Raw genomic sequence first — 13,820 nt, forward strand, 5'->3', positions numbered from 1 at the left:
TGTTACGACGGGGCTCGTGAAGAGCTGTACGTTACACGGCTTGCGAATCACCCGAATCGCCCACCGAATACGTCGAGTTGGATGCTTGCGCGTCTTCGAGACTGGGTACGTGAGCATACCGAGCGAGAGCGGCTCGTCGCGATCGCCGGCGTCGACGACAACACTGGAGTCTGCTACCGAGCCGCTGGGTTCGAACTCGATCGGATCAAACCCGTCTCGAGTACTGATTGGGAGAACCGTGAAGGACGTACTGTGCCCCGTCGCGACGAGTGGACGAAACGAAGGTACGTCTCATCAGTATAACATCTGATTAGTCAGGCGAACCGTTTCAGCGAGGATTTAGAGATATCTCCGAATCGAGAATCCTCCATTACGATATCAAGGATAGCCTCAGGATTGTGGAGTAACCGATGAGAGTTGTGGCGGCCACCGCCTTTTCCCATATTCACCTCTTTAGTTTCGATTACCTGGCTGAGCTGCATCTCATCGAGGATATCCCGGAAGCGCCGTATCCCGATCGTGTCCATATCTATCGCGTTAGTGATCTGCTGGTACGCATCGTAGAGTTCACCTGTGATGATGTAATCGTCACGCGAGTAAAGTGATTTAGCAGCGATCGAGAGACAAGCTGCTTTCATTTGAGTGGGGGTTCCCTGGAGGAAGTCGCGGAATCTATCCTTTTCAAGTGCGTCTTGGGCTCTTCGCACGTGGTCTTCCTCAACTACGTCTGCTCCCTCACGATCGGCTAGCTCTCCTGCGGTCCTGAACAATCGCATTGCTTTCCGTGCATCACCGTGTTCCTGGGCTGAGAAAGCCGCGACAAGAGGAATAACCTCATCAGTAAGAACACCATCACGAAATGCGTCATCACGCCCGCGAAGAATCTCTTGAATCTGATTTGCATTATATGGGTCGAAATTGAGTTCTTGAGTCTGGAAGGCACTCTTGGTGCGTGGGTTCAACTCGTCGAAGAAGTTGATTTGATTGCTTATTGCGATGATCCCGATTTGACACGACGTATCATTCGATTCGACTGCCTTCGCGAGACTCATCAGAACGTGGTCGCTCTTGAGAAGGTCGACTTCGTCAAGAATAATGATAGCCGAGTCGTAGTGATCGAGAATCTGCCAGAGCCGTTTGTAGAACTTGTCTTTCGGTAGCCCGGTATCGGGCATTTTCACGATGTCCTCATCCTCGTCATAGATATCCTCGTCGTTCAGCTGTTGCCCGATTGTCGAGATGACTTGGACTTCAGTTGAGGATTTCGAGCAGTCTAGATACGTATGGCCTATTCGGATATCATCAACTGCCGCATTGACAGCTCGACGAGTGACGTATCGGGAGACAAGAGATTTTCCCGTTCCTGTTTTCCCAGTAATTGAGATGTGATTTGGGGCACCACCATAGACAGCGTCGTTCAGACAGCTACTGATAGTGGAAATATAATCGTCACGTCCGACAATTCGATCGCCATCAGGTACCCAACCGACACGGACCATCTCCTTATTTTGGAAAACCCCCTTCCGTTTAGAAAAGAGCGGGTCGTCAACCTTGAATTGTTGACCGTCCCCGTCGCTTGATGGCGGTTTTCCATTCTCGTCTGGACTCCCCTTCGGTTCCGATGTTTGGACACGAGATCGGTCGTCTTGACCGTCTGAAGACGTAGAATCCAAATCTCGACTTTCATCGGAAGTCGAGGTGCCGTTTGACATAGAGGCACCGACGAAACCCGATTACTTAAAAGTATTCCCACCTCGACTTCCGACGTAAATCTACCACGATGGAAAGTCTACTGGAAGGACTACCTCGATCTTCGAACAATCACGGGACCCAACACACACACCCCTTCGGTTCCGTCGTTACCGACGAACGTGTACCCCCCACGGGAAGGATAGGTACAATCACGGTTTAGAGGATAGAACGCGTCTCTACGGCGTTTCTGGACGTTCCAACCCGTTACCGAGCTTCGTCTCGAACGTACCAGTCGCTCCGCTTCTTTATCCCTAGAATTTCGTCCTGCGGAGTTGTTCAAGCTGTACCGTAATAAACCTAGGGGTGAAATAACTCAAATTTCACATATTCTTATCGTGGGACAGAATCCAGGCGACTCTTGCTATTCTCAGTCTAGTTACCGCTTTTCGCGGCTGCTAACGTCGGAACTGGTGGGGTGTGTCTGGTCATCGTGATCTTGAGCTGCGTTGCCCTTGTCTACCTAACGACGGAACCGAAGGGGTGTGGGTCCGTCATCGAGTAGTGGTAGGATTTCCCCGAGACCAATTCTCGTCTCTAACCTTCGTTTATAGACCTGTTCTGCCCGTGGTATCCTGAAGTATTCATCCTTGACGAGAGTTATGAGGCTTTTCTTCCGTTTTTTCATTCCACTCATCCCGCTCTTACTCTCATCTAAAGAGAGTAAATTCGCACGCTAACGTCGGAACTGGTGGGGTGTCCCCACCCGAGATCTGGAGACTTCATACGATTTGTCCCTCGTTTACGACGGAAGTCCAGGGGTGTCCCCATAGCGATAACGCCGGAACCAGTGGGGTGTTTTCCGCCTCGCCTTACGACGGAACTGGTGGGGTGTCCCCTCTCTGGATTTTTCTCTCCCTACGTTGAACTGAGGCGATTCGTCGATGGCTTCCATCACCGACCCGAGTACATACGAACCAATCACCGAGAATCTCGATGAAGTCCACAAGAAAACGGGCTTTCGTACATACGACGTCTTCACGAACTGGCTCAATTTCACCGTCACCGCTCTTAGTCGGAACGACGACGACTACCTTGACCTCGTTCACGATCTCACAGATCGTCTCCACGATGATGACGATCTCATCAGAGATGTTCTCGAGACCTATGGGACTGCACTCGGAGCCCTCGTCAATACAATGGAAGAAACGACCGTTCCGGGATACCCGCACACGGCGGAACTCCTCGGCGGGATTTACGAACACTACGGAGCTAACAGTGATGCCTTCGGCCAGCACTTCACACCCCAGAATGTCGCCATCGCGAAGGCTCAGATGCTCTTCAGCGCCCCCGAGGGCATTCGTGACGCCACTCAGAAGGACCCTATCACGATCAGCGATCCGGCGTGCGGGAGTGGTCGATTCCCGTTCCACGCTGTCCAGCAGCTCCGTCACATTTCACCTAACACGCCCACCGTTGTCGTTGCACGCGACATCGACAAGACGTGCGCTCATATGGCCGTCATCAACTTTGCACTCCACGCCATCCCCGCGTACGTCGTCCACGGAAACTCCCTCACCTACGAGACGTGGCACGTTTGGCGAATAAACCATCCCACGCGAATCCTTACCGACTCAACCGCCAACGGGGTTATCACCGAACTTGACCCCGACAACGTACCCATCAAAACGGACTTTGAGGAGGCCGATGGCTCCGCTCAGGACGACACCAACAACGATAGCGACCTCTCTGAAGGAAACGTTGAGGACGCCGTCACGATCGATGATCCCGATACCATCGAGAACGTCACGCTTGACGCCTTCAGCGAATAACTATCTGTATTCCACACTCCACAATGTCCGTTGTTCTCCAATCCGAGGCGAACCGGCGTCAAGCCCTTCGAGAACTCTTCCAGGCCCTCGAGGACAACGCGACGCCGCCACGGGGTCTCGCACAAACCAAGTCTGGCGTCGTAGCTGCGATCGGGCCCGCACCGATGACCACCCGTGCGTGGTTCCTCGAGCGATACCCTCATCTCAAGGCCAGCGAAGAAACCGCCGAAGCGCAGGTCTATCGAGCGTACTGCTTCGACCCGACTCACACCCGGAAACCAACTACGGATCCCCGCGATCACATCCAAGGGAATTTCGTAGACGATCAGCTCGTCACCTGTCAAGTGTTCGTCCTTGATCTTCCTGCTACCAACTTCGAAAATTGTACGAGACTGGACGCAATCCTCCGGATCGCCAGCGAGCAATTCACTCCTATCATCCGTGACGGGCAACGTGTCCTTGAGAAGACGATTGTTGGCTCCGCTCGAGACGTCCACGCACTCTATCAGCGCACTCGATATCAACCAGCTTGCGACCCATCGACGGATATGTGAACTACACTGCTAACTCGATAGGAACGACGACTACACGCTCGCTCGCGTCGACGACTAGCCAGTTCACGTTGGTCATTCGTAACATTACGGAGTTCTCACGATGCCATCGAATTCCCAATCCCAACTCGATGCGTTCACGACGACCGAAGAATCGACATCCGGCCACTCAACAAATACTCCCGCAGTAACATCGACGACTGAGAAGTCTGAAGCGACCCACTCCACAGCGGAAACACCGCTAAACGATTTCTACGAAAATGTCCACAGGGTCTTCGAGAAAACATATCCGTCGGCACTGTTGAACGTCGATCAGGTTATGGCGCTCACTCCGGATCATAACGTCTTCTGTACATCTGACCTTCCTGATGAGCTCAAAGTCGCCCCAGCCCGTATCGGTCAGTGGGAACTCGATTACCACGACGATACGACCATCACCTACCGAGCCTCGGGACGTGCCTTCGACGAACGATGGGGACAAGGCGGGTCGATTGTCCGACACCGTATCTATCTGAACGACTCCGGAGCGAACCGCGACGGGATGTGGCACTATATGACCGAACTCGTGACCGGCTACGGGAACCCCTCACAGGTTCGGAAGGCAGACACCAGCGATAAGGCGCGACTTTCTGGGATACGCGGCCACAGCGTCCAGAACAACGACGGCGACTACGGCGTCTCCGGAGGGACGAACGCACGTATTGAAGACATCAAGACCGCAGTCGCGACGGTCGTTGCCCAACTCCATACAGAGCCCTCCACAATCCGAACGCACCTCCCTGACACCGACGACCTGGAGTGGACGCTGTCCAAATACGGCCTCAGGACGGCTACTTACGAGCGGCTGGCACCAAACGAAACAGATTACGACTACTTGCGTCTCACCGCAACGCAGGATCGCGTCTACCTCAAGGGGCTCAAAGAGAACGAGTCATCAGCTCAACACGACAGCGTACCTGTCCCCATACCTGATTCGATCCCGCCCGGCTGTGCTACTCAGACCGAGCGAGCGACCACCGTTGTTGCCTCCTCGCTTTCCCCCCTGCTCATCAAGCCAATCCTCAAACCGCCAGTCGAGGAGGTGCTTGAAGCTACCGCGCTTCCGCAATGAGGATGAGACAGTCTCACTTCCCGGAACAGTCTTTTTCTTGCACGAAGAAGATGGAGCAACAGCTCCAGAGATGCATAGACGTGGTCATTACGGGCTCGCTCTTCTCGCCTTCTCACCGCTGGCGTTTTTCCTTACCGTTAGTCGAGCATCCGGAGAAGCCCTCTTGGGGATACTTATCGTCGCCGGCGTGGCACCGATTCCCGATATCGACCAGCGTCTCCCCTTCGTTTCGCACCGCGGTATCACGCACACCGTCTGGTTCATCATCGTCGCGTCCACGATCGCAACGGCTGTGACGTGGGCCGCGGCGCTTCAGGGAACACAATCGGTGAACGGGACGCTGTCAACAGCAAGCGCTCCGTCTCTCGTTGTTCCTGCGCTTGGCGTCGGCTTTCTCGTCGCGCTGGGGCTCACGACGCACCTCCTCGGTGACGTGATAACGCCGATGGGGATCCAACCGTTCGCCCCCGTGGACGACACGGAGTACACGTGGAATCTTACGACGTCAGCGAACAGTACGGCAAATAACGCCCTCTTTGTCGCTGGACTCGGTGCCACAGGAGCTGCTATCTATATCCCGCAGGTCCTCGCGACGATCGGCGTGTAATCGCGGCTCTAACGCGCTAATTGAGCAGGCCGTCTCTGTCAGTTACCCCACGAAATGGGCGATACCATCTCTGCGTGGGGTAACTCAGATAGATCGTCGACCGAATTTCTCTCTCCCCTCTACTGGTGGAGGAATCTACGTATGGGTAGTCTTTCTCGACACCGCGCACAGCAACGCTTCCGCAAGGCACTCGACCAGCGGCTCCAGGATACGTCGAGTCCAACCGAGACGTATTCAGCCTACGAGGAAGCCATCGAGGAGTTCATCGGATTGGCCCTCAACGCCGACGAACTCAACAAGGCAGCTTGCCGCGTCGCAACCGATCCCGACGCAATAGACTTCCCCGACTAACGCCACACTCATGTCCGAATCCGACCCGACCGACGACCGCTGGATCGACGCCCACAGCGTAACCTGCGCCATTTGTGGCTATCTCGCTGACGAACGCGAAACGAAGAACCTCTACAAAGACGACGACATACACCTTGAGGGCGAGGCACATTGGGACTGCTGGGAAACCCACGACTGCCTTGAGGGCGGCTGGCTGATTCGCGATCCCGGCCCCGACGTCGAGGCAGACATCGATCCGCAGTCCGAGACCGTTTCACTCCCTGTCGTCTGCAAGGTCTGTGGGAAGGTTTACCGGATGTGCTACGACTTCGCCGCTCTCTACGACCCAGAGGCCGATACGTTCGAGGTACCGGTACAGATCGACGACAACATCCAGGGCCTCCTCAACACCGTCAATAGACTAGCCAACAACGGACAGATCGACCCTGAAGAAGCTCAGTACCTTCGGGATAACATCATCGCGATCAAGGACCGCCTCGGACAACACCGCTCACGCGAGTAGCAGAAGGCGACATTCAGCAAAGTTCAGCACAAAGTGCATCACTCCGGTGCGACAACGTCCCCGCATCCCGGACAATCGGCCCACACGCCTTCTGTCCCATCATCTTTTTCGTATTCAACTAGAGTCCACGCAGTAGTAATACGCTCATTACAGTCCGGGCAGTGACCGAGTATCTGCGTGTCGTCGGGCATGGAAAGGGGATGGAAGGAGCGTGTGATAGTGTTCCTTCCACACGAACCTTGAATGTTGTCAAAAATGAGCTTTTAGCGGGCTTGCAGGCCGCCCACACCAGAATTTCGGGGAGACAGCCCACCAGAACCATTAATTCAGAGCCGCCGGAACAGGACAACTTATGAGTGTCCGCACAATTCTCGCTCGGTTTCTCTCCACTGGGAAGACAGAGATGGTCGTCGAGTGTCGCCAGTGCGGGACAACGTCTCTTCGGACACTGATGAATGTCCCGGGTGCGGATTGGAAGAGATTGGGTGCTATCAAATCCCGACGTGAATTTGTCACTGGCCGCATCAAGTGATCCGTCTATGACGATCGAAACCGCACACAACGCTCCCGAAGCTGTCATCGCGCCGGCTGAGGAGATCCACGACTTCCTCGCGACTCGATTCGGTCGCGACGACGTCCTCGTTGAGGTTGAGTCATCCGGCGCCGTCCAGACCACAATCCACCAGGATGCCGGCATTGAGTACCCCGGCGAATGGGACACTTTTCAAGATTTCACACCCTCATCAACCGACACCGCCTAACCCTATTGGTCCCCTCGATCACTTCAGCAGTCCCTCGGCTCCTAGCGTCTTTGTTTGCGGCCACGGGCCTGAACCGCTTATGACAACCCTGCAAGCAACCACCGCATCGAATCATCCGACCGTCGACCCCGATGTGGTCGAGGCTATCGAAGCAATCATCGACGATTACGACTTCTACGGGAGTTTCCACTCCCTGACCATCGGCGTCGTCGAACCCGACCAGGAGGACGCCGACCCGTACCTCGAACTCTACGGGTACGTCGCCTTCGAGGTCACAAAGCCAATTTTCGACGAAGACGGGAGTGTCGTCGATCGAACAGAATACTGCACCGAGGAGTTCCTTGAACGTCTCGCTCCCCATCTTGAGGAGCAACTCGTCGTGGAGACCGTCGGATTCGAGAAGTGCCGTTTCCCGCTGCTTGCCGGCCAGTGGGTCGCTTGGCCTGATGGGACTCTTACCTACAATTCGTTCGACCACGCTCCTGAGAACCCGTCCGAGGAGTCGGCTACGGAAACTCTCGACGCACCGTCTGAATCGTCTGCGTAATCCCACACCCAGCTCATCATTATGGAACCACCAGATACAACGTCCGAGAATCAAGATACTGACGAGAACGCAGACCCAGCCGCTAAGCCGACATACATCAGTATACAGCCAGCGTGTCCAGTCTGTCAGAACTCCAAGTTCGAATCTACCGAAGAAGGGGTGCCGAACAATTTCGACACCCACTACGTCCACGTCAGATGTGCGAGATGCAAGACCCAGCTCACCCTCGAGTATCGTGCCATCGATGTCTTCTGGCACGGCGGATTCGACGGCCAACATAGCGCCGTTTCGCAGGACCTCCTCACCCCTATCCAAAACGAGTACGTCGACGAAGCATCGTATGGGATACTTCCAGATAGCGACCTCCTCTCATCCCTCGACTGGCCGCTCACCTGTGACTGCGGCGAGAACCTCACGGGAAACGAGCTCGTCTCCGATCCAACCGTCCTCCCCGATCACGATGTCGACTACGATGATCCCGACTGCGAAACCATCCTCTTTCGATGCGTGAACTGCGACACCATCGTCACCGTATAGTGTCTCAGAGCGGCGGCTACAGAAAGTGCAGATAACAACAGCGAATCAAACGAAATAGGATGACGAAATCGGCTTAGAGATCTCGAATTTGAACGGTCTTCCTGTCGTTCGCGTCTGCACGACGCGCAGCATCGTCAAGGAGGTCAGCGACTTCCTCGTCAAGCGCATCGAAGAAGTCTGCCGAGACGTTCATTTCGTCGAGATGCTCTCGAACCTTCGATTGGACAATCAGGTCTGCCATACGATTCCCCGATTCTCAGACTCCGACTTAATAATTAACGCCTCTATCGTTTGATTTCTCCCGTCCGATCGGTTCCGAGGACTCAGAATGCTCAAGACTCAATCAACTCTGTTGAATAACTCATATACCTCACCAACATCAGATACGTCAGATACAATCTCGACCGAACCGGCCACATCCCCGACGTAACCCATCAGTAACACTCGCCCTCCCTGTAGCGCCCGCTCCGCGAACCATCCTCCACTCATCAGTATGCCCACCTCGCTCTCCTACTGGACGATCCAACCCGACCGCTGGACGTTCAACGCACAGAAGCTTCGTGATTGGGTCGAATCGCAACTCGACGGTCGTGTCCTCAACGCGTGTGCTGGACGGACCCAGCTCACCCATAATGGGCGGATCGTCCGGAACGACATCAATCCCGAGATCGATGCTGACTATCACGTTGATGTCCGCGATCTTCCTGACATCCTCGAAGCTGAATCGTTCGATATGATCGTCCTCGACCCACCCTTCTCGGAACAACAGAACACGACTACTTACGATCGCGAGGACGACACACTACCTACGATCACCGAACTCGCTAGCGTGGTCGACGCCCTTCTGAAACCCGGTGGTCGCGTCATCCGACTCGGCTATACGACGACGCTTATGCCGCCTGGAGAGGAGTATCTGCTCGAAGAGGTCACCATCTGGAACACCCTCGGTCGCCAGCACGACTGGCTTGGGACCGTCGCTCAGAAACCCGATAACGAGACTGCGTCGGCAACCCGCCCAGTACACGTGACTGACGCCGCAGTTCCGAACGCAGGAGCCACCGCGTCAGGCGGTGTCGCGACCAGCGGGAACGGGAACACGCCCCTCTCCCTCGAGTACATCCGCCTCAGCCCCGAGATTATGCCCCAAGCCGGCGTCGCCGACTACCTTGACACCCACCTCTCCGGACGTGTCCTCGACGTCTCGACGTACGAACGGTCACTCTCCCACGACGGCCACTTAGTGCAGACGAGCGTCGATGAATCCGTCGACGCCGCGTACCATTTCGACGAGCGTGAACTTGCCGCCGAATTCGCTGCTGACATCTTCCACACCGTCGTCGTGGACCTTCCGAGTGAGGCGTTCCAGCAGACCACTAATTATGGTGGCCGCACTACTGGCCGGGATACAGCACTCAAGCAGGAACTCCACCCACTCATCGCCGCGGGCGGCCAGATATTCCAAGTCGGCCACACCGCGACCTGTATGCCGCAGCGCCTCGACTATCGTCGATCCCGAGTCGCCGTCATCGAGCATCCCTGCGTCGAGCAGGACTGGATCATCAGTATCGACATGAAACAGAACACGGGACTCGATGTCCACGCGACCGACCGCTCACCCCTGGACATCCACGTGCCCGACTCAGACGCCGAGGCACAGCACTCGTGTATTCGGTGTGGCGAGGGCTGGTATCTCCACCCCTCCTGGTACGTCGACTGTCCTACCTGCGGAGCGCGACCCGAGAACTACTGCGTCACCGACGACGACACCATCCTTTACCGCCCACACCCCGAGCGCCTTGACTACCTCGAAGAGCACCACAACCGACACGAATGCGATCCCGGCGTCACTTCCAGAACGCCATCCACTCTTTCCCCCGACCAGGAGGACGACTCCACAACCTCCTCGACAGCCCCAACCGAACAGGAATCCCTCGAACAGTTCGCTTCACAGAAGAACTAACCTCTGTCCCCCACCCTTCCCAACACTATGTCCTCTCGCGCTCACTCTACGACAACTCGCCGCCAACACCATCAGCGCGCCTCAGCCCACGCCTGTCCCGAATGCGGAGCTGATCCGCTCATCATCATCTTCACTGACCCCGCCTCGAACGAGGACGCGACCTACTGGTTCGACTGTCCACACTGCACCTTCGCTTCGGCGCTTCGTGCGATCCCAACAACTGACGACGAACCCACTCCTCATGCCCCGTTAGCACAGGAAAATATCAACGAGTACGTCGCAGCGATCGACGTCGAACCACCGTTCTAACAGCACCCTCCTCGCTCGGTGTGTTTTTCTCGCTCTTCGAGCCTGAAAGCCCGTCGAACGGGCTGCGTGATCCATATGACCGAGACAGGCTCCACCACGTCCCCCGACGCCCGCAGCGAGACCTCCTACCAGCTCACTGGGCCCCGTCCAAGCGACGAACCGTACTGCGTCACAGCCATCGCACGCGACGACTGGGAGCCGGGTCAGCCCTGTCCCGAGTGTGGGACGTCCCACCTCCACGAGATGCATCTGAACGAGGAATGCGCGATTCATCACGATGGGTCGAGCGCGTTCAGCGCCGCCCTCGATCGACTCGGCACCGTCGAGTACTGGTGTCCCGAGTGTGAGACCGTCCTCTACCGCCACGCCGCATACGCTCTCTGGCTCGCCCTCACAAACAACCTCGAGCACGACGCCTCAGTATGAGCTCTACTGCCGCCGTCTCGTCGACGTCGGACTTCCGGCTGGGTTTCCCCGACGACGTCGACGCCGAGGCCGCGAACACCGCCCGTCGCGTGATCAAGGCCGCCCCTGAAACAGACCGTGTCTACGCGCTCGTCTCCGGCGGCCACGATTCATTGACTGCGATGCACGTTGTCTATCAATCTCACTACCTCGATCTGGATGGTATCATCCACATCAACACCGGGATCGGCATCCCGGAGACGACCGCATTTGTCGAGGAGCGAGCAGAAGCGCTCGACATCCCGTACTACGAGGTTGGGGCGCCCTGCGACGATCCGGGCCAAGAGCACGAGTACCGTCGGCCGCACGAGGAATACACGACGCTCATCCAGCGATTTGGCTTCCCTGGCCCCGGAGCGCACAAGTATATGTACTGGAATCTCAAGGAGAAGCCGCTCTCGCGCTTCCTGAAGATGCTTGAGGACGACCTCCTTCTCATCTCCGGTGTCTCCCGGCACGAATCGCAGAACCGGATGGAAAACGTCGACGCGAGCGGTCAGCAGGAGTTCCTTGGCCATCCGACGATCTCTCCGCTCGTCGAATTCACTCCACTCGATGTTCGCCGCTACCGACGCAGCCTCGATCTCCCGATGTCACCCGTAAAGGAGACGCTCGAAATCTCGGGAGAATGCCTCTGTGGGGCGTTCTCCAAACGGAAAGAACTCCGGATGATCCGGCTCTTCTATCCCGATGTCTATCGGCGCATTCTCTGTCTCGAAGCAACCGTCGGCGCGTTCGCCGCCCTGGACGACGGACCCGACGAGGCGTACAACCGCTGGGGCCATAACCGACTGAAAGACCACGAACGCGAGGCGATGGACGATCCTGACCAGATGCTCCTCTGCCAGAGTTGCGAGCAGCGCCATCAGTGCAATACATCCTAACCGTCGCTCTGGACCACAACTCGTCACCTGAACGCTCGAACTCTCAAGATATGAAATCCTCCATCTCTCGGGACAGTACCTGTCTCGCGAGTCTTTCTTCGCGGCAGCTGGCCTGAGCCGCTGCACAGCACGGCATCCGTATCGTTCGTCAAGTATCGCTGCAACCAGCTGTTCACACCACCCGCGTATGGCTTCTAGTTCCCTTCAGGTAGCCTCGGCTGCGGCTGAGCCGCAACGTCCGTTCACGCCACCGCACGCGGCACCCGAGCCGGACACCCTCGAGTCGTCCCGTCGCCCCGCATATATCGGCTTCCTCTTCAGAGCGCCGTTCGCCACAGACGCCTACAAACTTGGCTTCACCACGGGCATCCGTGAGGACTATCGCCTCCAGATCGACTCCTACCGGAATGTCGACCTCCCGGTGGTTATGCTCGACAACGAGTTCCGCGACCCCGATCCCGACCGATACGTCGACCGGTTTCGCGAGTACGAACCCGATGTGGCCGTCATCGGTGACGCTGAGACGCCACAGGACGCCTGCGAGTACACCCAGCTCGCTCGCGACCTCCGCGAAGAGTTCCCGTCGACAACGTACATTATCGTCCCGAAGTGTCGCGAGGCAATCGAGATCATCGACGACGACCTCGTCCTCGGGTATCCGCTCGGCTATTCATCCCTCCACGCAGACGACTACAGCGACCCAGTGGACTGGCGTGACCGTCATATTCATCTCCTCGGCGGGAGTTCCCCCATCCAGTACGAGGCGCTCCAAGACCTCACGCAGCCAACACTCACGAATGCGCCGCCGGCGAACATCGTCGGAATGGACTGGAACGGACCAGCCAAGGTCGCCTACCTCGGAGAGTACTGGAGTCGCGATGGCTGGCAATCCGCCGACCATCTCGGGATTCGTGAGACTGTCCGTCGGAGTCTCCGTGAGATGCGTGCCTTCTGGCAGGAGCGCGATCTCTGGCCGGAGACGACCCCCTGTGACGTCTACGGAGAAGCGGTTCAGGAGCCACAGGACCCCGTCTGGGCAGCGAGCGGGCGAAATATCTACGAAAAGCCGAGTCCCTTCGCTCCTGACGATGCACCGGTCTACGATCCGGAGAATCCCGACTACGACCCTCTCGAGGATGCGATCGTGGTCGAGTATGAGAACGGATGGACGCTCGCGTACCGCAACGAGTCGGAACGGAAGCGGATCGAGTATCAAGAGGGACTCACGCGTATCAACGGTGATAAGCCTCCTCGCGTTACCCCACGATAAGGATCCACAACGGATTTCGTGGGGTAACTACGGAGAACGCTACCACCTCTGAACGGAAAATCACCCAGAAACGCGGGTTTTTCTCCACCGCTAAGCAGGTGAAGTGCTTCATATGTCAACTGCTGCCTCGACTATCGACCCAGACACGATCGCACAAGCCGGTGACTCGCCTGTAACTATCCGCGACAAGGTCCTCCGCACGCTCTACCACACTGTTCCGGAGATCGAACTTGAAGATGTCCTCGAACTCCAGGTACTCATCGACCCGCCGGCGAACGAGGATTCACATTCGAGGCAAGCGCAAGCCGTCCTCACAGCCGTCCAGGAGGAAGTAGAGACGTGGCCTGACCCGCCGACGATCCACACCCCACCTTCGGCCTATGAGTAAGGCGTCATCCAATGGAGTCGAAGATATCGGGACTGACTCAGACGACAAGATCCTCG

17 protein-coding genes are annotated in these 13,820 nt (G+C 56.8%); 14 read left to right on the plus strand and 3 right to left on the minus strand.

All coding sequences use genetic code 11. The annotated features are described in order from the left end of the window. Window positions 1-314: 314 nt before the first annotated feature. Window positions 315-1,712 carry a Cdc6/Cdc18 family protein gene (locus tag BLU74_RS14275; RefSeq protein ID WP_089768513.1) on the minus strand — a complete coding sequence of 466 codons (1,398 nt, stop codon included), beginning with the start codon at window positions 1,710-1,712 and terminating at the stop codon, window positions 315-317. Window positions 1,713-2,633: 921 nt separating this feature from the next. Here BLU74_RS14275 and BLU74_RS14280 point away from each other — a divergent pair. The 5 genes from BLU74_RS14280 to BLU74_RS14305 all read left to right on the plus strand — a co-directional run bounded on the left by BLU74_RS14280 (window position 2,634) and on the right by BLU74_RS14305 (window position 6,643). Then, a complete protein-coding gene (locus tag BLU74_RS14280) occupies window positions 2,634-3,521 on the plus strand; it encodes an N-6 DNA methylase (RefSeq protein ID WP_089768515.1) in 888 nt (295 codons plus the stop codon). 654 nt (window positions 3,522-4,175) lie between these two features. Beyond that, window positions 4,176-5,183 carry a hypothetical protein gene (locus BLU74_RS14290; RefSeq protein ID WP_139175793.1) on the plus strand — a complete coding sequence of 336 codons (1,008 nt, stop codon included), beginning with the start codon at window positions 4,176-4,178 and terminating at the stop codon, window positions 5,181-5,183. Between the two features lie 70 nt (window positions 5,184-5,253). After that, on the plus strand, window positions 5,254-5,790 hold the full coding sequence (locus BLU74_RS14295) for a metal-dependent hydrolase (RefSeq protein WP_089768521.1): 537 nt from the start codon (window positions 5,254-5,256) through the stop codon (window positions 5,788-5,790). A gap of 141 nt (window positions 5,791-5,931) precedes the next feature. Continuing rightward, window positions 5,932-6,141, plus strand: a complete 210-nt coding sequence (locus BLU74_RS14300; RefSeq protein WP_089768651.1) for a hypothetical protein — start codon at window positions 5,932-5,934, stop codon at window positions 6,139-6,141. Window positions 6,142-6,151: 10 nt separating this feature from the next. Continuing rightward, entirely contained in the window at window positions 6,152-6,643 is a 492-nt protein-coding gene (locus BLU74_RS14305; RefSeq protein ID WP_089768523.1) for a hypothetical protein, read from the plus strand. A gap of 38 nt (window positions 6,644-6,681) precedes the next feature. Here the strand turns inward: BLU74_RS14305 and BLU74_RS19690 are convergent, their stop codons facing one another. Further along, window positions 6,682-6,834: a DUF7837 family putative zinc-binding protein gene (locus BLU74_RS19690; protein ID WP_449271659.1), complete on the minus strand. Its 153-nt coding sequence runs from the start codon at window positions 6,832-6,834 to the stop codon at window positions 6,682-6,684. 348 nt (window positions 6,835-7,182) lie between these two features. Here BLU74_RS19690 and BLU74_RS14310 point away from each other — a divergent pair, with 348 nt between their 5' ends. The 3 genes from BLU74_RS14310 (at window position 7,183) to BLU74_RS14320 (ending at window position 8,488) form a co-directional block, all read left to right on the plus strand. Further along, window positions 7,183-7,404: a hypothetical protein gene (locus tag BLU74_RS14310; RefSeq protein ID WP_089768525.1), complete on the plus strand. Its 222-nt coding sequence runs from the start codon at window positions 7,183-7,185 to the stop codon at window positions 7,402-7,404. Window positions 7,405-7,483: 79 nt separating this feature from the next. Continuing rightward, complete coding sequence (locus BLU74_RS14315; RefSeq protein WP_139175797.1) at window positions 7,484-7,951, plus strand: hypothetical protein; 468 nt, start codon at window positions 7,484-7,486, stop codon at window positions 7,949-7,951. A gap of 21 nt (window positions 7,952-7,972) precedes the next feature. Further along, on the plus strand, window positions 7,973-8,488 hold the full coding sequence (locus BLU74_RS14320; RefSeq protein WP_139175799.1) for a hypothetical protein: 516 nt from the start codon (window positions 7,973-7,975) through the stop codon (window positions 8,486-8,488). 73 nt (window positions 8,489-8,561) lie between these two features. Here BLU74_RS14320 and BLU74_RS14325 read toward each other — a convergent pair whose 3' ends face one another. Continuing rightward, entirely contained in the window at window positions 8,562-8,729 is a 168-nt protein-coding gene (locus BLU74_RS14325; protein ID WP_089768530.1) for a DUF1931 domain-containing protein, read from the minus strand. A gap of 252 nt (window positions 8,730-8,981) precedes the next feature. Between BLU74_RS14325 and BLU74_RS14330 the strand changes: the two genes are divergently transcribed. The 6 genes from BLU74_RS14330 (at window position 8,982) to BLU74_RS14350 (ending at window position 13,764) form a co-directional block, all read left to right on the plus strand. Next, the gene (locus BLU74_RS14330; RefSeq protein WP_089768532.1) at window positions 8,982-10,448 is read left to right on the plus strand and encodes a TRM11 family methyltransferase; all 1,467 of its coding nucleotides are present in this window, start codon (window positions 8,982-8,984) and stop codon (window positions 10,446-10,448) included. 27 nt (window positions 10,449-10,475) lie between these two features. Beyond that, window positions 10,476-10,757, plus strand: coding sequence for a hypothetical protein (locus BLU74_RS18545; protein ID WP_139175801.1), 282 nt, complete (start codon window positions 10,476-10,478; stop codon window positions 10,755-10,757). Between the two features lie 75 nt (window positions 10,758-10,832). Beyond that, window positions 10,833-11,183, plus strand: a complete 351-nt coding sequence (locus BLU74_RS14335) for a hypothetical protein (RefSeq protein WP_089768534.1) — start codon at window positions 10,833-10,835, stop codon at window positions 11,181-11,183. Further along, on the plus strand, window positions 11,180-12,106 hold the full coding sequence (locus tag BLU74_RS14340) for a phosphoadenosine phosphosulfate reductase domain-containing protein (RefSeq protein WP_089768536.1): 927 nt from the start codon (window positions 11,180-11,182) through the stop codon (window positions 12,104-12,106). Before BLU74_RS14335 ends, BLU74_RS14340 begins: the two co-directional genes overlap by 4 nt. A 187-nt stretch (window positions 12,107-12,293) precedes the next feature. Continuing rightward, window positions 12,294-13,376, plus strand: a complete 1,083-nt coding sequence (locus BLU74_RS14345; protein ID WP_089768538.1) for a DUF6610 family protein — start codon at window positions 12,294-12,296, stop codon at window positions 13,374-13,376. Between the two features lie 112 nt (window positions 13,377-13,488). Then, the gene (locus BLU74_RS14350) at window positions 13,489-13,764 is read left to right on the plus strand and encodes a hypothetical protein (RefSeq protein ID WP_089768540.1); all 276 of its coding nucleotides are present in this window, start codon (window positions 13,489-13,491) and stop codon (window positions 13,762-13,764) included. Window positions 13,765-13,820 lie beyond the last annotated feature (56 nt).

Origin of the sequence: Halobellus clavatus (assembly GCF_900107195.1) — an archaeon.
Taxonomy (GTDB): domain Archaea; phylum Halobacteriota; class Halobacteria; order Halobacteriales; family Haloferacaceae; genus Haloquadratum; species Haloquadratum clavatum.

What these genes read in the sequence shown, in the direction of transcription:
- BLU74_RS14275 (WP_089768513.1), bottom strand. Translation starts at nt 1,712, where the DNA reads ATGTCAAACGGCACCTCGACTTCCGATGAAAGTCGAGATTTGGATTCT.
- BLU74_RS14280 (WP_089768515.1), top strand. Translation starts at nt 2,634, where the DNA reads ATGGCTTCCATCACCGACCCGAGTACATACGAACCAATCACCGAGAAT.
- BLU74_RS14290 (WP_139175793.1), top strand. Translation starts at nt 4,176, where the DNA reads ATGCCATCGAATTCCCAATCCCAACTCGATGCGTTCACGACGACCGAA.
- BLU74_RS14295 (WP_089768521.1), top strand. Translation starts at nt 5,254, where the DNA reads ATGCATAGACGTGGTCATTACGGGCTCGCTCTTCTCGCCTTCTCACCG.
- BLU74_RS14300 (WP_089768651.1), top strand. Translation starts at nt 5,932, where the DNA reads ATGGGTAGTCTTTCTCGACACCGCGCACAGCAACGCTTCCGCAAGGCA.
- BLU74_RS14305 (WP_089768523.1), top strand. Translation starts at nt 6,152, where the DNA reads ATGTCCGAATCCGACCCGACCGACGACCGCTGGATCGACGCCCACAGC.
- BLU74_RS19690 (WP_449271659.1), bottom strand. Translation starts at nt 6,834, where the DNA reads ATGCCCGACGACACGCAGATACTCGGTCACTGCCCGGACTGTAATGAG.
- BLU74_RS14310 (WP_089768525.1), top strand. Translation starts at nt 7,183, where the DNA reads ATGACGATCGAAACCGCACACAACGCTCCCGAAGCTGTCATCGCGCCG.
- BLU74_RS14315 (WP_139175797.1), top strand. Translation starts at nt 7,484, where the DNA reads ATGACAACCCTGCAAGCAACCACCGCATCGAATCATCCGACCGTCGAC.
- BLU74_RS14320 (WP_139175799.1), top strand. Translation starts at nt 7,973, where the DNA reads ATGGAACCACCAGATACAACGTCCGAGAATCAAGATACTGACGAGAAC.
- BLU74_RS14325 (WP_089768530.1), bottom strand. Translation starts at nt 8,729, where the DNA reads ATGGCAGACCTGATTGTCCAATCGAAGGTTCGAGAGCATCTCGACGAA.
- BLU74_RS14330 (WP_089768532.1), top strand. Translation starts at nt 8,982, where the DNA reads ATGCCCACCTCGCTCTCCTACTGGACGATCCAACCCGACCGCTGGACG.
- BLU74_RS18545 (WP_139175801.1), top strand. Translation starts at nt 10,476, where the DNA reads ATGTCCTCTCGCGCTCACTCTACGACAACTCGCCGCCAACACCATCAG.
- BLU74_RS14335 (WP_089768534.1), top strand. Translation starts at nt 10,833, where the DNA reads ATGACCGAGACAGGCTCCACCACGTCCCCCGACGCCCGCAGCGAGACC.
- BLU74_RS14340 (WP_089768536.1), top strand. Translation starts at nt 11,180, where the DNA reads ATGAGCTCTACTGCCGCCGTCTCGTCGACGTCGGACTTCCGGCTGGGT.
- BLU74_RS14345 (WP_089768538.1), top strand. Translation starts at nt 12,294, where the DNA reads ATGGCTTCTAGTTCCCTTCAGGTAGCCTCGGCTGCGGCTGAGCCGCAA.
- BLU74_RS14350 (WP_089768540.1), top strand. Translation starts at nt 13,489, where the DNA reads ATGTCAACTGCTGCCTCGACTATCGACCCAGACACGATCGCACAAGCC.